Here is a 21,057-nt window from a genome sequence, read left to right as displayed (position 1 = left end):
ACTAGTGGCTCCCTTCCTTCGGCTCGGCGTGCTTCGCCGGCTCGAGGGCGGTATTGGGGTTGCGCACGCGGATGAGGTGCGAAGTGCGCGGACGGGTGCCCAGCTCGTGGAGCAGCTTGTAGGCGCGGACGTCCTCATGGAGCTGTGTGACGAGCTGCTGCTTGTCGTTGAGCGACCCGAAGACGATGGCCTGCGCGGCGCACGTCTGCTGGCAGGCCGTCTTGAGGTCCGCTTCCTTGATGAGGTGCCGGTTGACGCGCGCGTCGATGCGGGCGCGCTCGATGCGCTGCACGCAGTACGTGCACTTCTCCATGACGCCGCGGTTGCGCACCGTGACGTCCGGGTTCATCAGCATCTTCTCGGTGGCCGTCTTGCCCGCGGTGTAGTGCAGGTAGTTGAAGCGGCGGACCTTGTAGGGGCAGTTGTTGGAGCAGTACCGCGTGCCGACGCAGCGGTTGTACACCATGTCGTTCAGGCCCTCGTCCGAGTGCACGGTGGCGTTCACCGGGCACACGTACTCGCAGGGGGCCTTCTCGCAGTGCACGCACATGACCGGCTGCATGACCATCTTCGGGTCGTTCTCCGGACCCTCGAAGTACCGGTCGATGCGCAGCCAGTTCATCTCGCGGCTGCGGGCCACCTGCTCCTTGCCCACGACGGGGATGTTGTTCTCCGCCTGGCAGGCCACCACGCACGCGCTGCAGCCCGTGCAGCGGGACAGGTCGATGGCCATGCCCCACTTGTAGCCGCTGCCGTAGTCGTAGTCCGGCAGGTTGTCCTGGACGTGCTGCTTGAGCTCGCCCTTGACGCGGTGGAGCACGAACTCCGTGTGCTCGGAGGGGTGCTCCAGCTCGGAGAGGGGCATGTCCAGCGCGATGGGGCGGTTCTCCATGCGCCAGTGCGTCTGGGTCAGGCTGAACTTGTAGCTGCCGCGCACCTTGGTGAGCGTGGCGCCGCCGTCGAACCAGGGCGCCTTCATGCTGCGCAGCGGCTTGACGTCGAAGCCCACGCCCTTGGCGACACTCTCGTGCAGGCCGGTGCGGCCGTAGCCCAGCGCCAGGGTGACGGTCTTGTCCGCGTGGCCGGGGACGATCCACACCGGGACGGTGAGCTTCTGGCCACCGTAGGTCAGGTCCGCCATGTCACCGGGCGACAGGCCCAGCTCCTTCGCGGTGTCCGGACCCAGCAGCGCGGCGTTGTCCCAGACCATCTTGGTGATGGGCTCGGGCAGCTCCTGCAGCCAGGAGTTGTTGGCGAAGCGGCCGTCGTAGACCTTGTAGTCCAGGACGAAGTTCAGCTCGAGCTCACCCTCCGCCGGGGGCGCGTAGCCGGACACCAGGGAGGTGGCGGCGCCGAAGTCCGGGGCGGCGGTGATGGCCGGGGAGGCCGTGTTCTCGATGAAGCCCTGGGAGACCCAGGAGTCCCAGCGCGCCTCGAAGTCCGCCGCGTCGGCGGACTGGCCACGCCAGTAGTCGCGCAGCAACTGGTAGGCGGGCTTGAGCGGCTCGTCCAGGAACAGCGCCAGCAGCTCCGACTCCGGCACGCCGTTGAACAGCGGCTGGATGAGCGGCTGGGCGATGGAGACCGTGCCGTCCACGGAGCGGCCGTCGCCCCACGTCTCCAGCGGGTGCGCCGCGGGGACGAACCAATCGGCGTGCGCGCTGGTCTCGTCCTCGTAGAGGCCCGTGTAGATGACGTTGAGCTTGGCGCGGTTGGGGTGGTCCTTGCTCAGCACCTTGGCGAGGCCCACGTCGTCCGGCAGGGTGTAGACCGGGTTGTAGGCGGTGATGACCAGCGTGTCGACGCGACCCGCCTCCACGTCCTCCACCAGCGCGCGCACCTGCGACAGGCCGGTGGCCTCCGCGATGGGGGACTGGACGTAGCGCACCGTCTTGCCGGTGTTGCCCAGCTCCGCGTTGATGGCGTGGGCCAGCGCGTGCACCGCGGCGGGCTGACGCTCGCCGGCGATGACGACCGAGCGGCCGGCGCCCGCGGAGCGCAGGTCGGCGACGACGGCCTGCACCCAGTTGGCGTGCTTCGCGTCGAGCTTGGACTTGCCGGCCGCGGCGGACGCCAGCGACGCGGCGGGACCGCCGATGGCCTGGGCCACCGCGGTGGCGAGGCCCAGCACCTCCGCCGACTTCATGCGCAGGCGGTGGTCCGCCATGCCGCCCGTGACGGAGAAGCGCGCCTCCGCCATGTACAGGCGGTTGAGCTTGCCCTTGCGCGGGTCGCGGCGGTCCGCGAACTGGCGGATGTGCAGGAGGTTGCCGGGGCAGCTCTCCAGGAAGTCCGCGTCCAGCGACAGGACGATGTCCGCGTTGGCGAAGTCGTACAGCGCCGACACGGCCTGGCCGCCGAACAGCGCGCGCAGCGTGTCCGACTGGGTGTCCAGGTTGGAGGACGTGCTGAAGAAGCGCGCGTTGGGCAGCTTCTTCTGGATGCGGGCGCGCAGCTCACCGGTGAAGGGCGAGCCGACCGGGTCCGTGAGGAAGCGCACGCGCGAGCCGCCGTTGTCCGTGGCCGCCTTGGTGGACAGCGACGTCAGCGACTCGTTCAGCACGCGCAGGGCGCGGGGCGTCTTGCCCTGGCGCAGCACGCGCGCGCGGTTCGGGTCGTACAGGGACAGCAGCCACGCCTGCTCGAAGGTGCAGGCGGCGCCCTGGTTGATGGGGTGCTCGGGGTTGCCCTCGATCTTCACGGGGCGACCCTCGCGGGCGGTGATGAGCAGGCCGGAGGTGTGGCCCGACAGCGTCATCGCGGACGCGTAGTGCAGGGGGTTGCCCGGGGCGACCTCCGGCGGCGTCTTGGTGTACGCCAGGAGCTTCTCGCTCTCCGGGCGGGTGCTGCACGCGGTGGCGCCGGCCAGGGCCAGCGACGCGCCGAGCAGCTGCATGAACTCGCGGCGGACGAAGCCGGAGGGGGGCAGGTCCGCGCCCACGGGGAACTCGGGGCGGGTCTCCTCCATGTACTCGGAGGTCCCCAGCTTCTCCTCGAGGCTGCGCCAGTAGCTCTGGCCGTAGCCGTGCTCGGAGGAGTTCGCGTTCGCGGCGGCGTGCTCCAGCGCCTCGCCGACGGCGTCAGGCGCCGCGGCGGGCCGGTCCGACACGACCGGGAGCGCGAAGGAGGAGGATTCCTGCGACGGGGGATTGTCGCGCTTCGTGTTCATCGGTGGCATGTGGAGCAGCTCGTGCGCGAGTGGACGTCGTACTCATCCTTCAGCTTCTTGCCGAGCGCGGCGGCCTCGGCCTTGTCCTTCGGCGGGGTCCACGTCATGGACGTGATGAACTCCGGCGGCCGCAGGTTGGGCTCTGGATTGCGGTGACACTCCAGGCACCACGCCATGGTCAGCGGCGCGGCCTGCTCGACGGCGGCCATCTGGTCGATGCGGCCGTGGCAGGTGGCGCAGCCCACGCCCTTGTTCACGTGGATGGCGTGGTTGAAGTAGACGAAGTCCGGCAGGTTGTGGACACGCACCCACCGGATGGGCTCGTCGGCGAAGAACGCCTTGCGGACCTCGGTGAGGTACGGGCTCTTGTTCCACACCTGGGCGTGGCAGGACATGCACACCGTGGTGGAGGGGATGCCCGCCGAGGGCGACTTGTCCACCGTGAAGTGGCAGTACTGGCAGTCGATCTTCTCGTCACCCGCGTGGTGGCGGTGGTCGAATTCAATCGGCTGCTCGATGGGCATCTGCTGGTTCGTGACGTACGGCGAACGCACGTACGCCATGAGGCCGCCGATGCCGATGGCGGGCACGGCAAGAAGCGCCGCGGCGGACAGCCGCGACACCGTGTTCGTCCAGCGTGGAAACAGAGGGCCGCTCATACCAGGACCATGGGCAAGGGGGCTTCAACGACTGCGGTGACAGGAGAGGAGGGAGAGGCGGGTGCGTGGCTGGACGCGGGGAGCGGCGAAGCAATCCCGGCCCCGGCGGGGCGGGGGGGCGGCGGCTCCATGCGCGCGGAAGGCGAAGCAGTCACGTCCAACGAAACCTCTATGGATGTTGCCGCGGGCGGGTCCCTCCTCCTGTCCCAACCCAACGCGGCGCGGGACCATCGACCATCGACACCGCAGTGTCAACCATTCTGATGTTGTCGCACTCGGATACCACTTCCTCGCCCGGAGGCGGGAAATCGCGGGTGGGCGCGGATGAATCTCTCTTCTGGCGGGCGGAAGTGACGTTGACCCTGGAGTCACCGTGGATCAGCCCGCGCGTGGCTCGGCGCTCGAGATGTCGCACGCACCGGACGTGCGGGATGGCGCGGGTCGGGTCCTGGACAGACGCGGCGAGGCGAGCCCGGGGTGAGGGCGCGGTCTCACTCGGAGTCGTCGTCATCCGGCGAACGCCAGCGCTCGCGGCGGCGGCGGAGCAGCTTCTCCACCAGCTCCCGCGCGCGGTCGTCGCGGGGGTAGTAGGGGTCGTGGCGGGTGCCCTTGCCCTGGTTGCAGCGGGCGCAGGCCAGGGCGAGGTTCTCCAAGGTGTCGGAGCCGCCCGCGGTCCGCGGCAGGATGTGTTCGACCGTGGCGCGGCTGATGGGGTCTCCGTCCAGGCCCACCAGCAGGTGCGCGTTGCAGTGCAGGCACTTGCCCAGCCAGGCCTCGCGGCCCCGGTGCTCCGTGCGCTCGAAGGTGGTGTCGGTGGCGATGATGGCCAGGACCTTGCGCCGCTTGGAGTCGCTCATCCTACACCTCGATGATGGAAGGGCCGGCGAGGGCGAAGACCCGCTCGCCGGGGCGGCGGACCACGTCGAGTCCACCGGTGAAGGCGCTGAAGGCCGGGAGGACCCCGACCTCGGGGCCGACATGGAAGCACGGCAGACGCAGCCGCTCGCCCCCGCTGGACAGCCTCGCCATGGGATGAAGGTGCCCCGCCCACACGTAGCGCCCGGGGACTGGCGCGGGGTGGTGGGTGAACCGGAAGGGGCCCTCCTCCAGGTGGTCCTCGTGTTCCACCAGGTTCCAACGGGAGGGGAGGGGGCCGGCCTTGCGGTCATGATTGCCCCGGAGCAGCACCAGCTCCACGTCCGCGTGGGTCCTCCTCCAAGCCGCGAGCCGCTGGACGAGGGTGGGCGTCAGGCCCTCGCGGGTGTGGACGAGGTCCCCCAGGAGGAGCAGGCGGCAGGCCCGGGTGGAGGTGAGGAGGGAGGAGAGCCGGGCGAGGTCGTCCTCCAGCACGCCCATGGGCAGGGGGATGCCATGGCGTTGGAAGGTCTCCGTCTTGCCCCAGTGCAGGTCGGCCACCGCGACGAGGCCGGCGTCGGGCCAGTGCAGGGCGCGCTCCGCGAGGAGCTCCAGGGTGGCGCCGCCTACGCGGACCTGGCGTCGTCCCGGGTCCATCGGGCCTTCAGTCGCTCCACGCGCTCCTGGAGGGACTCGTTGGTGAGGGTGGCGCTGATGCGCTCGACGACGAGCGGGAAGCCCAGCGGCGTGGGCCTTCGCACGTGGACGAACTCCAGCGGTGTTCGCTCCAGGCGCTCCAGCGTCCGCGTCAGGCGTGCCTCCTCGAAGTCCCGGGTCAGCACCTCCCTCCGGGCCTGGGCGAGCAGCGGGTGGTCGGGCTCGTAGCGCTGGAAGACGTCATGCAGGAGCGAGGTGCTGGCCTGCACCTGGCGCGTGGACTTGCGGGCTCCGGGCAGGGCGGGGAGCACCAGCCCCGCGACCCGGGCGATGTCGCGGAACCGACGCCGTGTCAGCTCGCCCACGTTGATGCTCTCCTCCACGTCCTCCGACAACCGCTCGCGCGTGAAGAGCGCCGGGCGCAGCGCCTCGTGGAAGGGGAAGGGCGTGGGGGTGAGCAGCTCCAGCCCGTAATCGTTCACCGACACACTGAAGGTCGCCTTCTGGAGGCGCGTCAGGCGCAGGGCGAACAGCGCGGCGAGGCCCTCGTGCACGCCGCGTCCCTCGAAGGGGAAGAGGAAGAGGTGGTGACCGTCGCGGGTCTGGCACGTCTCCACGAGCACGCGGTCCGCCGCGGGGATGCGGGACAGGTGCTCCTGGGCCTCCAGCACCGGCCACGCGGCGGCGAGTTCGTCCGAGGTGACGTCTCCCTGGCGCGCCTGCTCCAGCGTGCGGCGCATGGCGGTGGAGAGGGAGGGGGACATGGGGAGGCGACCGCCGCCCCAGCGAGGCGCGCGGGTGGCCTTCTTCCTCGCGGGGCGCACGTAGGCCGTCATCCCCTGGAGTCGCGCCAGCTCCAGCGGCCTGCCCCCGAAGAGGAAGGTGTCCCCGGGCCGCAGCCGGCTGACATACGACTCCTCGACGCTGCCGAGCCGTCCTCCGCCACTCCAGGAGCGCAGCTCCACCACCGCGTCGGAGGTGATGGTGCCGATGTTGAGCCGGTGCAGGCGCGTGATGCGCGGGTCGGTGACGACGAAGCGCCCTTCGCGCTCCACCACGCGGTGGAACTCCGGATAGGCGTGCAGCGTGGGTCCTCCCTCCGTGACGAGCGTGAGCGCCTGGTCGAACTCCGCGTCGGAGAGGTGCGCATAGGCCGCGGCGGTGCGCACCTCGGCGAGGAGCGCGTCCCGGGTGAAGCCTCCTCCGAGCGCGCACGTCACCAGGTGCTGGGCGAGCACGTCGAGCGGGCGCGAGGGCGGCTCGCGGGACTCCACCTCCCGCCGTGCGAGCGCCTCCCGGGCGGCGGCCATCTCCACCAGCTCCAGCGCGTGCGTGGGGACGAAGAGCAACTGGCTGGTGGCCCCCGGGCGGTGCGCGCTCCGGCCCGCGCGCTGGAGCGTGCGACCGATGCCCTTGGGGCTGCCCACCTGCACCACCCGCTCCACGGGCCCGAAGTCCACGCCCAGGTCCAGCGAGGACGTGCACACGACGATGCGCACCGTGCCGTCCTTGAGGCCCCGCTCGACGCGCTCGCGCTCCTCCCGGTCGAGCGAGCCGTGGTGCAGCGCGAGGAGGGGCTCCCACTCCGGGCGGGCGAAGCGCAGGCCCGCGAACCAGCGCTCGGCCTGGGCGCGTGTGTTGGTGAAGACGAGCGTGGGCTGGCGCGGGTCCAGCCGCGTGGCCACCCGCGACAGCATGGAGAAGCCCAGGTGTCCGGCCCAGGGGAAGGTGTCCACCTGCTCGGGGAGCAGCGTCTCCACCTCCACGGGGCGCTCGAGGGCCGCGCTGACGAGCGTGGGCGTCGTGTCCGTCCCCACCGCGTGTCGGGCCGCCTCGTCCAGGTTCGCCAGCGTCGCGGACAGCGCCCACGTGCGCAGTCCGGGGGACAGGCGGCGCAGCCTCGCGAGCGCCAGCTCCGTCTGGGTTCCCCGCTTGGAGCCGAGCAACTCGTGCCACTCGTCGACGATGACGGCCCGCAGGGCGGCGAACAGCTCCGGGGCGCGCTCGTTGGAGAGCATCACCGAGAGGGACTCGGGCGTGGTGATGAGGACCTCCGGCAGCTTCTCCCGCTGCCGCTGCCGCATGGACGCGGAGGTGTCTCCGGTCCGGCTCTCGATGCGGAGGTCCGTGTCCAGCGCCGCCAGGGGCTCGCGGAGCGCCTGCTCCACGTCGCGCGACACCGCGCGCAGGGGTGTCACGTACAGCAACTGGAGCCCTCGCTTGTCGCGCTCGACGAGCTCCGCCAGCGGCGCGATGTACGCGGCGTAGGTCTTCCCAGCGCCCGTGGGCACGTGGAGCAGGCCGCTCTCGCCCCGCGCGTATGCGGCCCAGGCCTCCTCCTGGAAGGGGAATGGCGTCCAACCCTTCGTGGTGAACCATCCCCGGAGCCGCTCCAGGGGCGCGCCCGTGAAGCCTTTCGTCTGGGCCGGTTGGAGTCGGGCGCGGGGCGAGCGCGACCTAGGCGCTGTCATGGAGCAGCTCCTCGAGTGAGTCGAGCGTGTCCGCGTCCCGGGGCTGCTTGTCCGTGCGCCAGCGGGCGATGCGCGGGAAGCGCAGCGCGAGGCCCGACTTGTGGCGGGGCGAAGGTTGGATGGCCTCGAAGTGCAGCTCGAAGACCTGCTCGGGCTCCACCGAGCGCACCGGACCGAACTTCTCGCGCGTGTGCGCGCGAATCCACCGGTCCAACCGTCCAATCTCCTCGTCGGTGAGACCCGAGTAGGCCTTCGTCACCGGCAGCAGGTCATCCCCCCTCCACACCGCGAACGTGTAGTCCGTGTAGAGCGAGGAGCGGCGCCCATGTCCGGGCTGCGCGTAGAGCAGCACCGCGTCCACGGTGAACGGGTCGACCTTCCACTTCCACCAGTCGCCCCGCTTGCGCCCGGTCTGGTACGTCGAGTCCCAACGCTTGAGCATGAAGCCCTCGACGTTCCGCTCGCGGGACTCGTCGCGCGTGCTCGCCAGCGCCTCCCAGCCCGCCGCCTCCACGGCGGGGGAGATGGGGAAGCGGGGATGGTCCTCGAGCAGGGCCTCCAGCTTCGCGCGCCGCTCGCGCAGGGGCAGCGCGCGTTGATCCACGCCCCCCAGCTCGAGCAGGTCGTAGACGATGAACGCGGCGGGGGCCTCCGCCAGCACCTTGGGCGTCAGCTTCTGCCGGCCGATGCGGCGCTGGAGTCGCGCGAAGGGCAGGGGCTTGCCGTCCTCGTAGGCGAGGACCTCGCCGTCGAGCACCGTGCCCTCGGGGAGGGTGGACGCGGCGGCGGTGATTTCGGGGAACCGGTCGGTGATGAGCTCCTCGCCCCGGCTCCACAGGAAGGTGTCACCCTGTCTGTGGATGAGCTGCCCCCGGATGCCGTCCCATTTCCACTCCACCAGCCAGTCGCGCGGGGCTCCCAGGGACGCGGGGGGCTGCTCCAGCGGTGAGGCAAGGTAGAACGGATAGGGACGGGAGCGGTCCACGTCCGCGCCATCCTTCGAGACGAGTCGCTCGAAGAACGCTCGCGACGGCGTCCACGTCCCCATCAGCCGGTGCGCCACGTCCGACGCGGGCAGCTCCAGCACCTTCGCGAGCGCGCGCACCACCAGCGTGGAGGAGACGCCCACGCGCAGCTCGCCGGTGAGCATCTTGTCGAGGAGGAACACCTCGCGCCGGGGCATGGCGCGCCACCAGGACACGACCTGCTCGCGCTGCTCGGTGGGAGGCTTCGTGCGCAGGGGCAGGAGGCGCTGCTCCAGCCAGACGGACAGCGGGAGCTCCTCCGGTTCGGAGGGGCGCTCCAGGGTGTCGAGGAGGAGCGCGATCACCTCCGCGAGGTCCCCGACGGACGCGTACACCTCCGCGAAGAGCCAGTCGGGGATGCCGGTCAGCTCCTGCGTCCACCCCACGAGCAGCTTCGTGGTGAGCAGCCGCTTCAGCTTCTGCCCCGTGAGGAAGTACAGCGCCCAGGCCGCGTCCTCCGGAGGGGCTTGCTGGAAGTAGCGCGTCAGCGCCTCCACCTTCGCGTTGGTGGAGGTGGTCTGGTCCAGCGCGTCGTAGAGGTCCGCCAGCCGGCGCACGCGTCAGTCCTCCGCCTCGCCCTCGAAGGGGGTCGCCAGTGGGGCCGCGTCCAGGCCCCGCTCGCGCAGGTAGCGCGCCAGGGGCTCCGCGTGTCCGTGGGTCGTCAGGACCTGCTCGGCGCCCGTCTCCTCCACCGTGCGCAAGAGGTCCGCCCAGTCCGCGTGGTCCGACAGCACGAACCCCCGGTCGAAGCCACGCCGGCGCCGGTTGCCACGCACGCGCATCCACCCGGAGGCGAAGCCCGTCTCCGCCTCGCCGAAGCGCCGCATCCAGGTGGAGCCTCCGGCGCTCGGCGGCGCCAGCACCAGCGCGCCCGCGAAGGACGTCCCCTTCTCCACGTCCGACACCAACCGCGTGGGCAGCATCGCCACGCCCGCGTCTCGGTAGACCTCCACCAGCGCGTGCACCGCGCCGTGGACGAAGACCGTCCGGTCCGTCAGCCGCGCCAGCTCCGCGAGGACGCGCTGGGCCTTGCCCAGGGCATAGCAGAACAGCACCGCCGAGCGGCCCCGGGCGCGGTTCGCGTCCCACCACCGCACCAGGTCCTCGGCCACCGCGCGCGGCGCCTCCCAACGGTAGATGGGCAGACCGAACGTGGCCTCGGTGATGAAGGTGTGGCAACGCACCGGCTCGAAGGGCGCGCAGGTCGGGTCCGGCGCGCGCTTGTAGTCGCCGGAGACGACCCAGACCTCGCCCCGGTGCTCGATGCGCACCTGCGCGCTCCCCAGCACATGGCCCGCCGGGTGGAGGCTGACGGTGACGTCCCCCAGCGTGCGTCGTTCGCCCTGCTCCAGCGAGTCGATGACGGCGTCCGCGCCCAGACGACGGCGCAGCAGGGCCTCGCCCGTCCGGGTGCCCAGGTAGCGCTGGCTGCCGGGGCGCGCGTGGTCCGCGTGGGCGTGGGTGATGACGGCGCGCTCGACGGGGCGCCAGGGGTCGATGTGGAAGCCCCCGGGTTCGCAGAAGAGGCCCTGGGGTGTCACCGTGACGAGGGGCCGGCGGACCTGGGAGGGGGTGGGAGCATCCACGGTCCTCTTGAGATAACGAGGGGTTCCAGGCGGGACCATCGGGGGTCCCTCGTCGTCCCGTGGCACGAGCCCCCCGGCCTGGTCCATGGCCACGCGAACATGACCGCCGCCATGCAACGTGTCCGCGGGGAATATCGCGCCCCCTTGGACGCTGAGGAGGGAGCGGGGTTAAGTCTCTGGGACCTCCTGCCCGGATGGCTTCCATGACGCCCGTGCTGCTGATGTCGCTCGCGCTCGCCCAGACTCCCCCCGTCTCGCTCCAGTACTCCGCCCCCGACGACGCGGCCCGGCGGACGTTGGAGTCGTACGAGTTCACCGAGTGGGAGCCTTCGGCGAAGGCGGACCTCTACGTCGGCGTGGACGAGGCGAACCTGCGCCAGTCCCCCGCGGCGGACGCGGCCGTCGTCAGCACGCTGCCCCTGGGCGCGGCCGTGCGGGTGCTCGAGCGCCGCGCGGAGCGCGTGAAGGTGGGGGAGTACGTCAACCACTGGTACTCGGTGGAGTACGTGGACACGAAGGGCACGCCCGCGACGGAGGACGACCAGCGCCACACGGGCTGGCTCTTCGGCAACACGCTGACGCCCTTCCGCTTCGAGAGCGACTTCGACGGCGACGGTGAGCTGGAGGTCGCCACGGTGGTGATGAGCGGCGACTTCAAGATTCGCGTCCGCGTGATGGAGCCCCAGGTCAAGCCTCCGCGCCGCGTCTCCAGCGTGGACATCACGCCCGCGGGCGGTGGCTTCCTCTCCGTGGATGGCGGACCCGCGACGGGGAAGCTCGTCTCCTCGAAGACGGCGGGCATCCCGCTGGTGCAGGTGGATTCACTGCCCGAGGCCTGCGGGGACTACCGCACGTCGCTCGTGAGCTACACGGTGCCGGGCAAGAAGAAGGGCGTGCTCGGCAAGGCGAAGCTGGCGCTGGAGCTGGCGGGCATGTCGGACCCGCCGAGCCACTCGGATTTCAAGATCTCCTTCCAGCCGAAGTCGAAGGGCCTCACGGTGGCGCAGACGACCTACGAGGATGACGAGAAGGGCGGCAAGAAGGACGAAGTGACGACGCGCACGCCGTTCCGACTTTCGGACGGTGTGTACCAGGAGCAGATCCCCTCGGGCGTCGCGGGGACGGAGTCGATGCGGTAGTGGGAGAGCGGTGATGACGATGGATGCACAGGAGCGGAAGGCGGCGTACCGCCAGCGGGCGGAGCAGGGCGAGTCGGTGCCGGTGTCGGTGGAGTTGCCGGCGGACCTCGATACCCCGTTGTCGGCGTACCTGAAGCTGGGCGGAGGCTCGCGCGGCTTCATCCTCGAGTCGTGCTACGGCGGCGAGCGCTTCGGGCGCTACAGCCACGTGGGCGCGCACGCGGCGGGTCGCGTGCGGCTGGACGCGAACGGCGCCACGTTGTGGCGTGGTTCGCGCGAGGAGCGACGCGAGGGCAAGCCGCTGGACGTGCTCCGTGCGCTGTGGCGCGAGCTGGCCGTGGCCCGGCTCCCCGGCGAGGCGCCCTTCCTGGGCGGGCTCGTGGGGTACATGGGCTACAACTGCATCTCGTGGATGGAGCCCACCGTCCCGGACCGCCACCCGCGCGACCTGTCCTTCCCGGACTCCGAATGGCTGGTGTGCGAGGACTTCGTCACCCACGACTCGCGCACGGGGACGCTGAAGGTCACCGCCATCGCCCGGCCGTCCCTCCACGCCAGCGTGGCGGCGGCGCTGCAGGACGCGGAGGAGCGTGCCCAGGCGATGGCCGACAAGCTCCAGCGGCCGTTGCCTCCGGAGGCGTACGCCCCGGCGCCGCGCATGAAGGGCGATGGGGCGCCGGTGGCCTGCTGGGACCGCGCCGGCTACGAGGCCGCCGTGGCGCGCGCGCAGGAGTACATCCGCGCCGGGGACATCTTCCAGGTGGTGCTCGCGCGGCGCTTCGAGTCGAGGGGCGCGCCGCCGCCGCTGTCGCTCTACCGCGCGCTGCGGCGGGTGAATCCCTCGCCCTACCTGTTCCTGGTGGAGCTGGGGGAGGCGCGCGCGCTGGTGGGCGCCTCGCCGGAGCTGCTGGTGCAGGTGCGCGACGGCGACGTGGTGGTGCGGCCCATCGCCGGGACACGGCGGCGCGGCGCGTCCGAGGCGCAGGACCTGGCGCTGGAGAAGGAGCTGCTCGCGGACGAGAAGGAGCGCGCCGAGCACATCATGCTGGTGGACCTGGGGCGCAACGACGTGGGCCGGGTGGCCGCGCCGGGCACCGTGCGCGTCGAGGACCTGATGGTCATCGAGCGCTACAGCCACGTGATGCACCTGGTCTCCCAGGTGCGCGGCAAGCTGGACACCCGCTTCGACGCGCTGGACGCCCTGGCGAGCACCTTCCCCGCGGGCACCGTCTCCGGCGCACCGAAGATTCGCGCGATGCAGATCATCGACGAGCTGGAGGTGCAGCGGCGCGGCCCCTACTCGGGCGCGGTGGGCTACCTGTCGTTCTGCGGCACGCTGGACGTCGCCATCGCCCTGCGCACCTTCTTCGTCGACGGGGACCGGACGATGTGGACCGCGGGCGCGGGGCTCGTCGCGGACTCCGTCCCGACGAAGGAGGCGGACGAGACGGAGGCGAAGGCGGGCGCCATGGCCGCCGCGCTCCGGCTGGCCCGCGAGGGAGGTGGCCGGTGATTCTCGTCATCGACAACTACGACTCGTTCACCTTCAACCTGGTCCAGCTCCTCTACACGCTGGGCGCCGAGGTGAAGGTCGTGCGCAACGACGCGCTGGACGCGGCGGGCGTCGCCGCGCAGGGCGCGTCGCACCTGGTGATTTCGCCGGGCCCGTGCACGCCGCACGAGGCCGGCGTCAGCGTCGCGGCCATCGCCCAGTCCCGCGTGCCGGTGCTGGGCGTGTGCCTGGGGCACCAGGCCATTGGCGCGGCCTTCGGCGGGAAGGTGATTCGCGCCCCCGAGCCGGTGCACGGCAAGGCCGCCCGCATCCAGCACGGTGGCACCGGGGTCTTCACGGGCGCGAGCCCGGGCTTCCAGGCCGCGCGCTACCACTCGCTCATCGTGGAGACGTCCTCGCTGCCGTCCGAGCTGGAGGCCACCGCGTGGAGCCAGGACGGGCTCATCATGGGCTTGCGTCACCGCACGCGCCCCGTGGTGGGGTTCCAGTTCCATCCGGAGAGCGTGCTGACGCCGGAGGGCCCCACGCTGGTGCGCAACTTCCTGGAGGGGCGCCTGTAGCGCGAGGTCGCCCTCCGTCCTCTGGGGAGGCCGCCGGGGCGCGTTGCTACGCGCCCTGGCGCGGGATGCGGCGCGAGTCCGTGCGCCGCTCCTGCGCGTTCGCCCAGACGCGCCGGTACATCGTCAGCGCGGCCTCCGGTCGCCGCAGCGGGTGGAAGAAGCGGGTGAACACCTGCGTGAACAGCCCCTGGAGCTTCCCCGGGACGTGGCTCCACAGCCGCGCGCGCCCCAGGCCCACGCCGCTGCTCGCCACCACGTGGCCCTCGAAGAGGGCGAGCAGGTCCGTGGCCCAGCACTCGATGCCGGCGGGATAGGCGGAGTAGGGGTTGAGCGTCTCCCGCTCCACGAAGCGGCACTGGTGCGGGTGATACTCGAAGACCCACGGGTCGCCGTCGCGCTTGAGCACCAGGGCGATGCTGCGGCGGCGCTCGCGCAGCTCGTCCGTGTGCAGCGACAGCAGCTCCTGGAACACCCGCGTGCCGTAGAGGAAGCGCGCCAGGTCCGGCAGGTGCTCCTCCAGCTTCGCCTTCTGCTCGGGCCCCGCCTCGCGTCGTCCGCAGGCTGGCGCATAGCCCGGCGGCAACACGGGCTGGTCACCCGTGTAGCTCCGCTCCGGCCAACGCTGCCGGGGCAGCGTGCGCAGGTAGTCGCGCGAGACGACCCGGCACGGCCGGTCCTTGCCCAGGGTGAGCGCCTGGCCAGGGCGGGGCGCGACCACGACGGAAGGGATGCCCAGCTGCTGCACTCCGTCGATGACCTGCTGGGCGTCCACCACGAAGGCGTTGCGGTTGATCCACTCCAGGTCACCCTGGAGGGAGAAGCCACTGCCCGTGATGGCGAGGGCGGCGGGCGCGCCCCAGCTCCGCGTCAACCTGCGCTGGGCCTCGAGGATGTTGTTCGCGAGCGACTGGGCCAGGCCGAAGGCGTCGGGCTCCTTCGGCTCCAGCATCCGCCAGCCCATGTGCACGCTGTTCCACCCCAGCGCGACGACCCCCGGCACGGGCACGTAGGTGCGCGCGCGCTGATACATCTCCTCCGTCGTGGCCACGTCCACGGAGGTGAAGAAGCTGCCGTCGCCCTGCTCGTCCCAGGCGAGGAAGGGAATCACGTCCCACTCGTCGTTGGACTCGTTGCGCTCGTGGGCGGGGCCCATGGCCAGCAGGTTCATCCGGCCGATGCCCAGCACCTGCCCCGGGTGGAGCCGCTGCGCCTCGAAGCCCATCTCCTGGAGGATGGTCACCGCCGCCGCGGACGAGTTCCCCGAGATGAAGATGGGGATGTCCCGGCTCAGCTTGTCCAGCGCCGCCGGACACAGGTGGTCCTCGTGCTCGTGCGTGAGCACCACCGCGGTGATGGCCGGGAACCGGTCGAACTGGATTTCGCGCGGCGGGAAGAGGACCGCCTCGTGTCCAGGCGTGTTCCCGAACGTCTCCGCCAGCAGCGGGTCCACGAGGATTCGCGTCTCTCCCGCCTCCAGCATCCAGCCTTGGTGCCCGATGAATGTCGCGCTGAACATGACGTACGCTCCTGGTCCCCCGAGCAAACCAGAATCGTGAATCCTGGAACAGTCATGGAACGAGAGAATCCATGGCGGACAGGACTTCGGAACCGTCCAGGTTTTCCATGGCGCCCTTGGCGAGCAGGCTCCGGTGGTGGGTGAAGCGCGGCCCCCAGTAGTCCAGGGACGTGGGGCCGAAGAGGCCCACGCTGGGGACGCGGAAGAAGTCCGCGACGTGGAGCATGCAGGAGTCGATGCCGAGGAAGAGGTCCGCGCCGCCCACCAGCGCCATCGCCGCGGCCAGCTCCGTGCCGGCGCACGAGAGGACACGCGAGCCATGGCGGATGGACTCCAGTCCCGACTCCTTCCAGTCCACCACCAGGGCGAGGAAGTCGGGGTGCCGCTCGAGGAAGGACTCCAGCACGTGCGCGAATCGCTCGGCGGGCCAGCGCTTGAAGTCCTCGGAGGGCTCCGTGTGGACGGCCAGCAGCCGGGTGCCCGGAGGCAGGCTGGCCCGGAGCTGCCGGGCCACGGCGAGGGCGTCCTCGGGGAGGGGCGGCGGCCCGGCGAAGTCCTCCAGCCGCAGCGAGGGCTGGAGCCACCGCGGCGCCTGGAAGTGGGAGTCGCAGACGTTGCGGTCCGGCGGTCGTCCGAAGCGCCGCGCGAAGGGGCGGAAGAAGCCGGCGCTGACCGCGCCCCCGAGCGAGTCCAGCAGCGCGTCGACGTCCTCCGAGTGCCAGCTGTTGAAGCAGAACAGCGCGTCGCAGTCCGGGAGCCGCCGCGCCAGGTCGCGCGCGTCGAACTGGCGGTGGCCCACCCACCGGAACGGGAGCACGTGGAACGCGCGCAGCGGGAGGTCCGCGTAGAAGAGGCGCTCGTCCCCGGTGGCGCCCACCACCGTGAGCCGTTGGGGGAAGAGCGAGGCCAGGGCCCTCACCGCGGGGAGCGCGAGCAGGCGGTCTCCAATGGCGTTCACGTGGAAGACCACGGGGGCCTCCGCCGCGAGCGCGCGTTGACGCAGCGCCTCGTCGGACGGCGGGGCTGGGAGGGGAGAGGTCGTCATGGAGCGTCCCTGGCGGCGGACCCGGGGCGAACGGGGGCCTTCCGCGAAAGGGCGGGCCGCCCGTCAATCGTGTCTCGAAGGTATCACGAAGGCTCCAACGTTCGCATGGCTGACCGCTGTTTCCATGTTTGCGCGTCCTCGGAATAGGCTGTGACACATGTCGGCCCCTTCATCTCCACCCGGGGGGCGGGTCTCGCTGCGGCGCCTGTTCGGTCTGGCGCGTCCGGAGTTGACCCCGCTCTTGCTCGGGACGTTCTTCATCCTCGTGGCCAGCTCCGCCGGGTTGCTGTTCCCCCAGGCCATCCGGCTCATCATCGACGACGCGCTGGTGTCCGGAGACGTGGCGCGGGCGGACCGCGTCGCGGCCATCATGGCCGTCGTCTTCCTGGTGCAGGGCGTGGCGACGGCGCTGCGCTACATCCTCATCCACGTGGCCGGGGAGCGCGTGGTCAACCGCTTGCGGGAGGAGCTCTACCGGAAGCTGTTGGACCAGGACATCGCGCTGTTCGACGAGCGGCACACCGGTGAGCTCACCAGCCGGCTGGCGTCCGACACGGCGGTGCTGCAGAGCGCGGTCAGCTCCAACATCTCCATCGCGCTGCGCAACGCCATCACCATCATCGGAGGGCTGGCGTTCCTCACCTATACCTCGCCCTCGTTGACGCTGTTGATGCTGGTGGTGGTGCCGCCCGTGGCGTTGGGCGCGGTGGGGTATGGCCGGCGGGTGCGCGGGCTGGCGCGGCAGGCGCAGGACGCGGTGGGCGAGTCGAACCACGTGGCGGTGGAGAGCCTGGCCGGCATCCGCACGGTGCGGGCGTTCACCGCGGAGGCGCACGAGCGCAAGCGCTACGCGACGGCGATGGAGCAGGCCTTCCAACTGGCGCGCAAGCGCATCCACCTGTCCGGCGTCTTCATGGGCGTGGCGGGCTTCGCCAGCTACGCGGCGGCCATCCTCGTCTTCTGGTACGGCGGGCGGCTGGTGATGTCCGGCGAGCTGACGGTGGGCGCGCTGACGTCGTTCCTCGTGTACACGCTGCTGGTGGCCATGGCGCTGGGCGCGCTGAGCGACCTGTGGGCGGACTTCATGCGCGCCATGGGCGCCGCGGAGCGGGTGTTCGAGCTCATCGACCGGGTGCCCACCATCGCGCCCCAGGGCGGCGAGCAGCCCGCGCACACCGAGGGCCGGGTGGAGTTCCAGCACGTCGACTTCCGCTACCCCACGCGCAAGGACGTGCAGGTGCTCGGGGACCTGTCGCTGTCCATCGCGCCGGGCGAGCGCGTGGCCATCGTGGGGCACTCGGGCGCGGGCAAGTCCACCCTGACGTCGCTGCTGCTCCGGCTGTACACGCCGGACTCGGGCCGCATCCTGCTGGACGGACGGCCGCTGGAGTCGCTGGACCCGCAGTGGCTGCGGCGCCAGGTGGGCATCGTCTCCCAGGAGCCGGTGCTGTTCTCCGGCCCCATCTCCGACAACATCCGCTACGGGCGCGAGGGCGCGACGGACGCGGAGGTGGAGGCCGCCGCGCGCGCGGCGAACGCGCACGAGTTCATCGCGCGCTTCCCGGACCGGTACGGCACGCTCGTGGGGGAGCGCGGCATCAAGATCTCCGGCGGCCAGAAGCAGCGGGTGGCCATCGCCCGCGCCGTGCTGAAGGACCCCCGCCTGCTCATCCTGGACGAGGCGACGAGCGCGCTCGACGCGGAGAGCGAGCACCTGGTGAAGGAGGCGCTGGACCGCCTCATGAGGGGCCGCACCACGCTCATCATCGCCCACCGCCTGTCCACCGTGGTGGACGCGGACCGCGTGCTGGTGATGGACGGGGGCCGCATCATCCAGAGCGGCACCCACGCCTCCCTCGTCGCCGAGGAAGGCCTGTATCGCCGGCTGGTGGAGAAGCAGGTCGTCGCCGCCGCGTGAACGACTCGCGGCGGTGACGCGGGCGCTTTCATCCCACCTGGAGCGCCCGGCTGGGGGCGATGCGCGTGGCGCGCAGCGCCGGCAGGAAGCCCGCGAGCAGCGCGATGAGCAGCAGGAGCAGCGCGGTGCCCACGAAGGTGAGCGGGTCCGAGGGGTTCACCTCGAAGAAGAGCGACTTCATCAGGCGCATCAGGAGCAGCGCCAGCGTCCCGCCGATGCCCACGCCCAGCGCGGCCAGCCGCAGCGTCTGCGACAGCACCAGCCGGAAGATGTCCCGCTCCCTCGCGCCCAGCGCCAGCCGCACGCCCAGCTCGTGCGTGCGCTGCGTGACGGAGTAGGACATCACCCCGTAGACGCCGCCGGCGGCGAGCGCGAGCGCCAGCCCCGCGAACATCCCCAGGAGCAGGGTGAGCAGCCGCCGCGAGCCCAGCGTCTCGGTGATGCGCTGCTCCAGCGTGCGCGGCGCCGGCGGGGGCAGGCTCCCGTCCAGTTGCCTCAGCGTGTCGCGCACCGTGGCGCTCACGGCGAAGGGCGCGCCGCGCGTGCGCACGAGCACCCCCATGACGAGCTGGGGCGACTGCTCCACGGGCAGGTAGAACTCCGGCATGGCGTTGCGCACCTGCCCCTTGTGGAGGGTGCGGACGTTGGCGCTGACGCCGATGATCTCCCACTCCGTGCCGCCCATGGCGAAGCGCTTGCCCAGGGCGTCCTCTCCGGGCCAGTGGCGGCGGGCCAGCTCCTCGTTGACGATGGCCACCGGGCGCGTCGCGGCGGTGTCCTCCGACGAGAAGTCCCGACCCTGGCGCAGCGGGATGTCCAGGGCCTTGAAGTAGCCGGGGGTGATGATGCGCCGGTTGGCGGTGGGCGCCTCGGAGGCGGAGGGCACGGGCTGCCCGACGATGGTGATGCCGCTGCTCGTGTTGGCGCGGCTCATGGGCAGCAGGCTGATGGCGGCGGCCGAGGCCACGTCGGGACTCGAGGACAGCTGCTCCACGAGCTGGTGGTAGAAGCGCGCGCGGCTGGCCGGCTCCGCGTAGGCCTGGTCCGGCAGCGCGACCTCGAAGGTCAGCACGTCTTCGGAGCGGAAGCCGGGCGAGGTGCCCTGCATGCGCTGGAGGCTCTGGACCATCAACCCGGCCCCCACCGCCAGGAGCAGCGCGAGCGACACCTCCGCCACGACCAGCGCCGAGCGCAGGCGGCTCTTCGTCGTCGTCGCGTGCCCCCCGTCCTTCAGGGCGAGCGTCAGGTCCTGCCGGGAGCCGTGCAGCGCGGGCACCAGGCCGAACAGCAGGCCCGTCAGCACGGAGAGGCCCAGGCTGAAGGCGAGCACGTTCCCGTCCACCTGGATGTCGGTCCAGCCGGGCACGGACTCGGAGATGTCCGGCGGCACCGCGTCCGCGATGAGCCGCGTCCCCCACAGCGCGACGATGATGCCCAGCGTCCCGCCCAGCAGCGCCAGCAGGACGCTCTCGGTGAGCAGCTGCGTCACCAGCCGTCCCCGTCCCGCGCCGAGCGCCGCGCGCACGGACATCTCCCGCCTGCGCACCGCCGCCCGCGCCAGCAGGAGGTTGGCGATGTTGGCGCAGACGATGAGCAGCACGAAGCCCACGGCGCCCGCGAGGATGACCAGCACCGGTCGCGCCGACCCGAGGTAGGCCTCGCGCACCGTCGTCAGGTGCGCCGAGCGCCCCTCCATCACCGCGGGGTGCTGTTCGGCGAGCTGCTGGGCCACCACCTTCATCGCCGACGCGGCCTCGTCCGGCGAGACGCCCGCCTTGAGCTGGCCCACCACGCGCACGTGACGGTTGCCGCGCTCGCGCAGCTCGTCCTGCGTCGGCACCAGGGGGAGCCACACGTCCGTGCCCGGCGGGAAGTCGAAGCGCGGGGGCATGACGCCGAGCACCGTGTACGGTTTCCCGTCGAGCGTCACCGTCCCGCCCAGCGCCTGCGGAGAGCCGCCGAAGCGCTGCTGCCAGAGCTGGTGGCTCAGGACCACGACGTCCTGGCCCGCGGGGTGCTCCTGCTCCGCGCCGAAGGTCCGCCCCACGAGCGCGCCGACGCCCAGCATGTCGAACAGGGGCGCGCCCACGCGCGTGCCCTGGAGCCGCTCGGACCGGTCCGTACCCGCCAGGTTGTAGCTCTCCGGCACCATCCCCGCGACCCGCTCGAAGACCTGCTGCCCCTGGGTCTTCCAGTCCTCCAGGGTCGCCAGCGAGGTCTCGATGCGCTCCTGCCCCTGCTTCGGCTGGGTCTCCCATACCATCCGCAGCCGCTCCTCCCCGGGGAAGCGCAGCGGCTGGACCCAGAGGGAGTTGATGATGCTGAAGATGGCCGTACCCGCGCCAATCCCCAGACCCAGGGTCAAGATGACTATCAGGGTAAAGGCGGGATTCGAGGCGATGAGCCTCAACCCGTATTTGATGTCATTCAGGAAGTTGTCCATGGAAGTCTTCCCGCGCGAATAGGGGCCCGTTCGTTCACGGACCGTACGCTACGACTGGATCCGCGCCAATGGGGTTGGCGCCCGCGCCGACGGAGCACGTCGAGCCTGGTGTGAATGGTGGGTCCGCGAGGATTTCCTTTCATCCAGGGCTGACGGCTTGACTCATTCGGTGAGCCGCAGTGACAATCTGTGTGGGCTTCGGAGTTGGTTTCCTCTGAATCTCTGAGAGTCATGATCTAGCGCGAAACGCGACAAGGTCTCGATTCGAATCCCATCGTCGTTCTGGAGAAACACCATGACTGAGACCCAGGTGAAGCAGGCGGATGCGGATCTGAAGAAGCTCGACGCGGCGAAGGTCGATGCGCTTCGCGGCCAGCTCCGCACGCTGCTGAGCAACGGCCAGGCGCACACCCTGCGCGCGGCCGTGAAGAACCCCGTCGAGCAGGTCCCGCACAGCAGCCACGGCGACAGCGACGGCTGGATCTGAGCAGTTCGTGGCGC

15 protein-coding genes are annotated in these 21,057 nt (G+C 71.1%); 5 read left to right on the top strand and 10 right to left on the bottom strand.

Annotated features, from left to right (window positions below; all coding sequences use genetic code 11):
- Position 1: 1 nt before the first annotated feature.
- From LZ198_RS29200 to LZ198_RS29170, 7 genes are all read right to left on the bottom strand, one after another.
- The gene (locus LZ198_RS29200) at positions 2-3,169 is read right to left on the bottom strand and encodes a TAT-variant-translocated molybdopterin oxidoreductase (RefSeq protein WP_253975388.1); all 3,168 of its coding nucleotides are present in this window, start codon (positions 3,167-3,169) and stop codon (positions 2-4) included.
- Positions 3,166-3,828: a cytochrome c3 family protein gene (locus tag LZ198_RS29195; protein WP_253975372.1), complete on the bottom strand. Its 663-nt coding sequence runs from the start codon at positions 3,826-3,828 to the stop codon at positions 3,166-3,168. Before LZ198_RS29195 ends, LZ198_RS29200 begins: the two co-directional genes overlap by 4 nt.
- Before the next feature lie 491 nt (positions 3,829-4,319).
- Positions 4,320-4,685 carry an HNH endonuclease gene (locus LZ198_RS29190; protein ID WP_253975371.1) on the bottom strand — a complete coding sequence of 122 codons (366 nt, stop codon included), beginning with the start codon at positions 4,683-4,685 and terminating at the stop codon, positions 4,320-4,322.
- Between the two features lies 1 nt (position 4,686).
- Positions 4,687-5,340: a ligase-associated DNA damage response endonuclease PdeM gene (gene pdeM / locus LZ198_RS29185; RefSeq protein WP_253975370.1), complete on the bottom strand. Its 654-nt coding sequence runs from the start codon at positions 5,338-5,340 to the stop codon at positions 4,687-4,689.
- The gene (locus tag LZ198_RS29180; protein ID WP_253975369.1) at positions 5,310-7,811 is read right to left on the bottom strand and encodes a ligase-associated DNA damage response DEXH box helicase; all 2,502 of its coding nucleotides are present in this window, start codon (positions 7,809-7,811) and stop codon (positions 5,310-5,312) included. The genes pdeM and LZ198_RS29180 overlap by 31 nt, the downstream gene beginning before the upstream one ends.
- Complete coding sequence (locus LZ198_RS29175) at positions 7,798-9,393, bottom strand: ATP-dependent DNA ligase (protein WP_253975368.1); 1,596 nt, start codon at positions 9,391-9,393, stop codon at positions 7,798-7,800. Before LZ198_RS29175 ends, LZ198_RS29180 begins: the two co-directional genes overlap by 14 nt.
- 3 nt (positions 9,394-9,396) lie before the next feature.
- Complete coding sequence (locus LZ198_RS29170) at positions 9,397-10,461, bottom strand: ligase-associated DNA damage response exonuclease (protein WP_256559987.1); 1,065 nt, start codon at positions 10,459-10,461, stop codon at positions 9,397-9,399.
- Between the two features lie 164 nt (positions 10,462-10,625).
- On the opposite strand from LZ198_RS29170, the gene LZ198_RS29165 reads away from it, so the two are divergent.
- Genes LZ198_RS29165 through LZ198_RS29155 form a run of 3 tightly spaced genes read left to right on the top strand, consistent with a single transcriptional unit; the run spans position 10,626 to position 13,634 of the window.
- Positions 10,626-11,561 carry an SH3 domain-containing protein gene (locus tag LZ198_RS29165; RefSeq protein ID WP_253975366.1) on the top strand — a complete coding sequence of 312 codons (936 nt, stop codon included), beginning with the start codon at positions 10,626-10,628 and terminating at the stop codon, positions 11,559-11,561.
- A 19-nt stretch (positions 11,562-11,580) separates the two neighbouring features.
- Positions 11,581-13,074: an anthranilate synthase component I family protein gene (locus tag LZ198_RS29160; RefSeq protein WP_253975387.1), complete on the top strand. Its 1,494-nt coding sequence runs from the start codon at positions 11,581-11,583 to the stop codon at positions 13,072-13,074.
- Complete coding sequence (locus LZ198_RS29155) at positions 13,071-13,634, top strand: anthranilate synthase component II (RefSeq protein WP_253975365.1); 564 nt, start codon at positions 13,071-13,073, stop codon at positions 13,632-13,634. The genes LZ198_RS29160 and LZ198_RS29155 overlap by 4 nt, the downstream gene beginning before the upstream one ends.
- Before the next feature lie 46 nt (positions 13,635-13,680).
- Here the strand turns inward: LZ198_RS29155 and LZ198_RS29150 are convergent, their stop codons facing one another.
- Entirely contained in the window at positions 13,681-15,150 is a 1,470-nt protein-coding gene (locus tag LZ198_RS29150; RefSeq protein ID WP_253975364.1) for an MBL fold metallo-hydrolase, read from the bottom strand.
- Between the two features lie 52 nt (positions 15,151-15,202).
- The gene (locus tag LZ198_RS29145; RefSeq protein ID WP_253975363.1) at positions 15,203-16,195 is read right to left on the bottom strand and encodes a glycosyltransferase family 9 protein; all 993 of its coding nucleotides are present in this window, start codon (positions 16,193-16,195) and stop codon (positions 15,203-15,205) included.
- A 157-nt stretch (positions 16,196-16,352) separates the two neighbouring features.
- Between LZ198_RS29145 and LZ198_RS29140 the strand changes: the two genes are divergently transcribed.
- Positions 16,353-18,113, top strand: coding sequence for an ABC transporter ATP-binding protein (locus LZ198_RS29140; RefSeq protein WP_253975362.1), 1,761 nt, complete (start codon positions 16,353-16,355; stop codon positions 18,111-18,113).
- Between the two features lie 28 nt (positions 18,114-18,141).
- Here the strand turns inward: LZ198_RS29140 and LZ198_RS29135 are convergent, their stop codons facing one another.
- Positions 18,142-20,556, bottom strand: coding sequence for an ABC transporter permease (locus tag LZ198_RS29135; RefSeq protein WP_253975361.1), 2,415 nt, complete (start codon positions 20,554-20,556; stop codon positions 18,142-18,144).
- 295 nt (positions 20,557-20,851) lie between these two features.
- Here LZ198_RS29135 and LZ198_RS29130 point away from each other — a divergent pair, with 295 nt between their 5' ends.
- Positions 20,852-21,043, top strand: coding sequence for a hypothetical protein (locus LZ198_RS29130; RefSeq protein WP_253975360.1), 192 nt, complete (start codon positions 20,852-20,854; stop codon positions 21,041-21,043).
- Positions 21,044-21,057 lie beyond the last annotated feature (14 nt).

The organism is Myxococcus dinghuensis (assembly GCF_024198235.1).
GTDB classification, from domain to species: Bacteria; Myxococcota; Myxococcia; order Myxococcales; family Myxococcaceae; genus Myxococcus; species Myxococcus dinghuensis.
The sequence above is the reverse complement of the archived record's forward strand: the minus strand, read 5'-3'. Positions and strand labels throughout refer to the sequence as shown.

Bases quoted from the DNA above. Each gene is read 5' to 3' on its own strand.
- LZ198_RS29145 (WP_253975363.1), bottom strand. From the start codon at position 16,195: ATGACGACCTCTCCCCTCCCAGCCCCGCCGTCCGACGAGGCGCTGCGT.
- LZ198_RS29195 (WP_253975372.1), bottom strand. From the start codon at position 3,828: ATGAGCGGCCCTCTGTTTCCACGCTGGACGAACACGGTGTCGCGGCTG.
- LZ198_RS29170 (WP_256559987.1), bottom strand. From the start codon at position 10,461: ATGGTCCCGCCTGGAACCCCTCGTTATCTCAAGAGGACCGTGGATGCT.
- LZ198_RS29190 (WP_253975371.1), bottom strand. From the start codon at position 4,685: ATGAGCGACTCCAAGCGGCGCAAGGTCCTGGCCATCATCGCCACCGAC.
- LZ198_RS29180 (WP_253975369.1), bottom strand. From the start codon at position 7,811: ATGACAGCGCCTAGGTCGCGCTCGCCCCGCGCCCGACTCCAACCGGCC.
- LZ198_RS29200 (WP_253975388.1), bottom strand. From the start codon at position 3,169: ATGAACACGAAGCGCGACAATCCCCCGTCGCAGGAATCCTCCTCCTTC.
- LZ198_RS29150 (WP_253975364.1), bottom strand. From the start codon at position 15,150: ATGTTCAGCGCGACATTCATCGGGCACCAAGGCTGGATGCTGGAGGCG.
- LZ198_RS29135 (WP_253975361.1), bottom strand. From the start codon at position 20,556: ATGGACAACTTCCTGAATGACATCAAATACGGGTTGAGGCTCATCGCC.
- LZ198_RS29160 (WP_253975387.1), top strand. From the start codon at position 11,581: ATGGATGCACAGGAGCGGAAGGCGGCGTACCGCCAGCGGGCGGAGCAG.
- LZ198_RS29130 (WP_253975360.1), top strand. From the start codon at position 20,852: ATGACTGAGACCCAGGTGAAGCAGGCGGATGCGGATCTGAAGAAGCTC.
- LZ198_RS29140 (WP_253975362.1), top strand. From the start codon at position 16,353: ATGTCGGCCCCTTCATCTCCACCCGGGGGGCGGGTCTCGCTGCGGCGC.
- LZ198_RS29165 (WP_253975366.1), top strand. From the start codon at position 10,626: ATGACGCCCGTGCTGCTGATGTCGCTCGCGCTCGCCCAGACTCCCCCC.
- pdeM (WP_253975370.1), bottom strand. From the start codon at position 5,340: ATGGACCCGGGACGACGCCAGGTCCGCGTAGGCGGCGCCACCCTGGAG.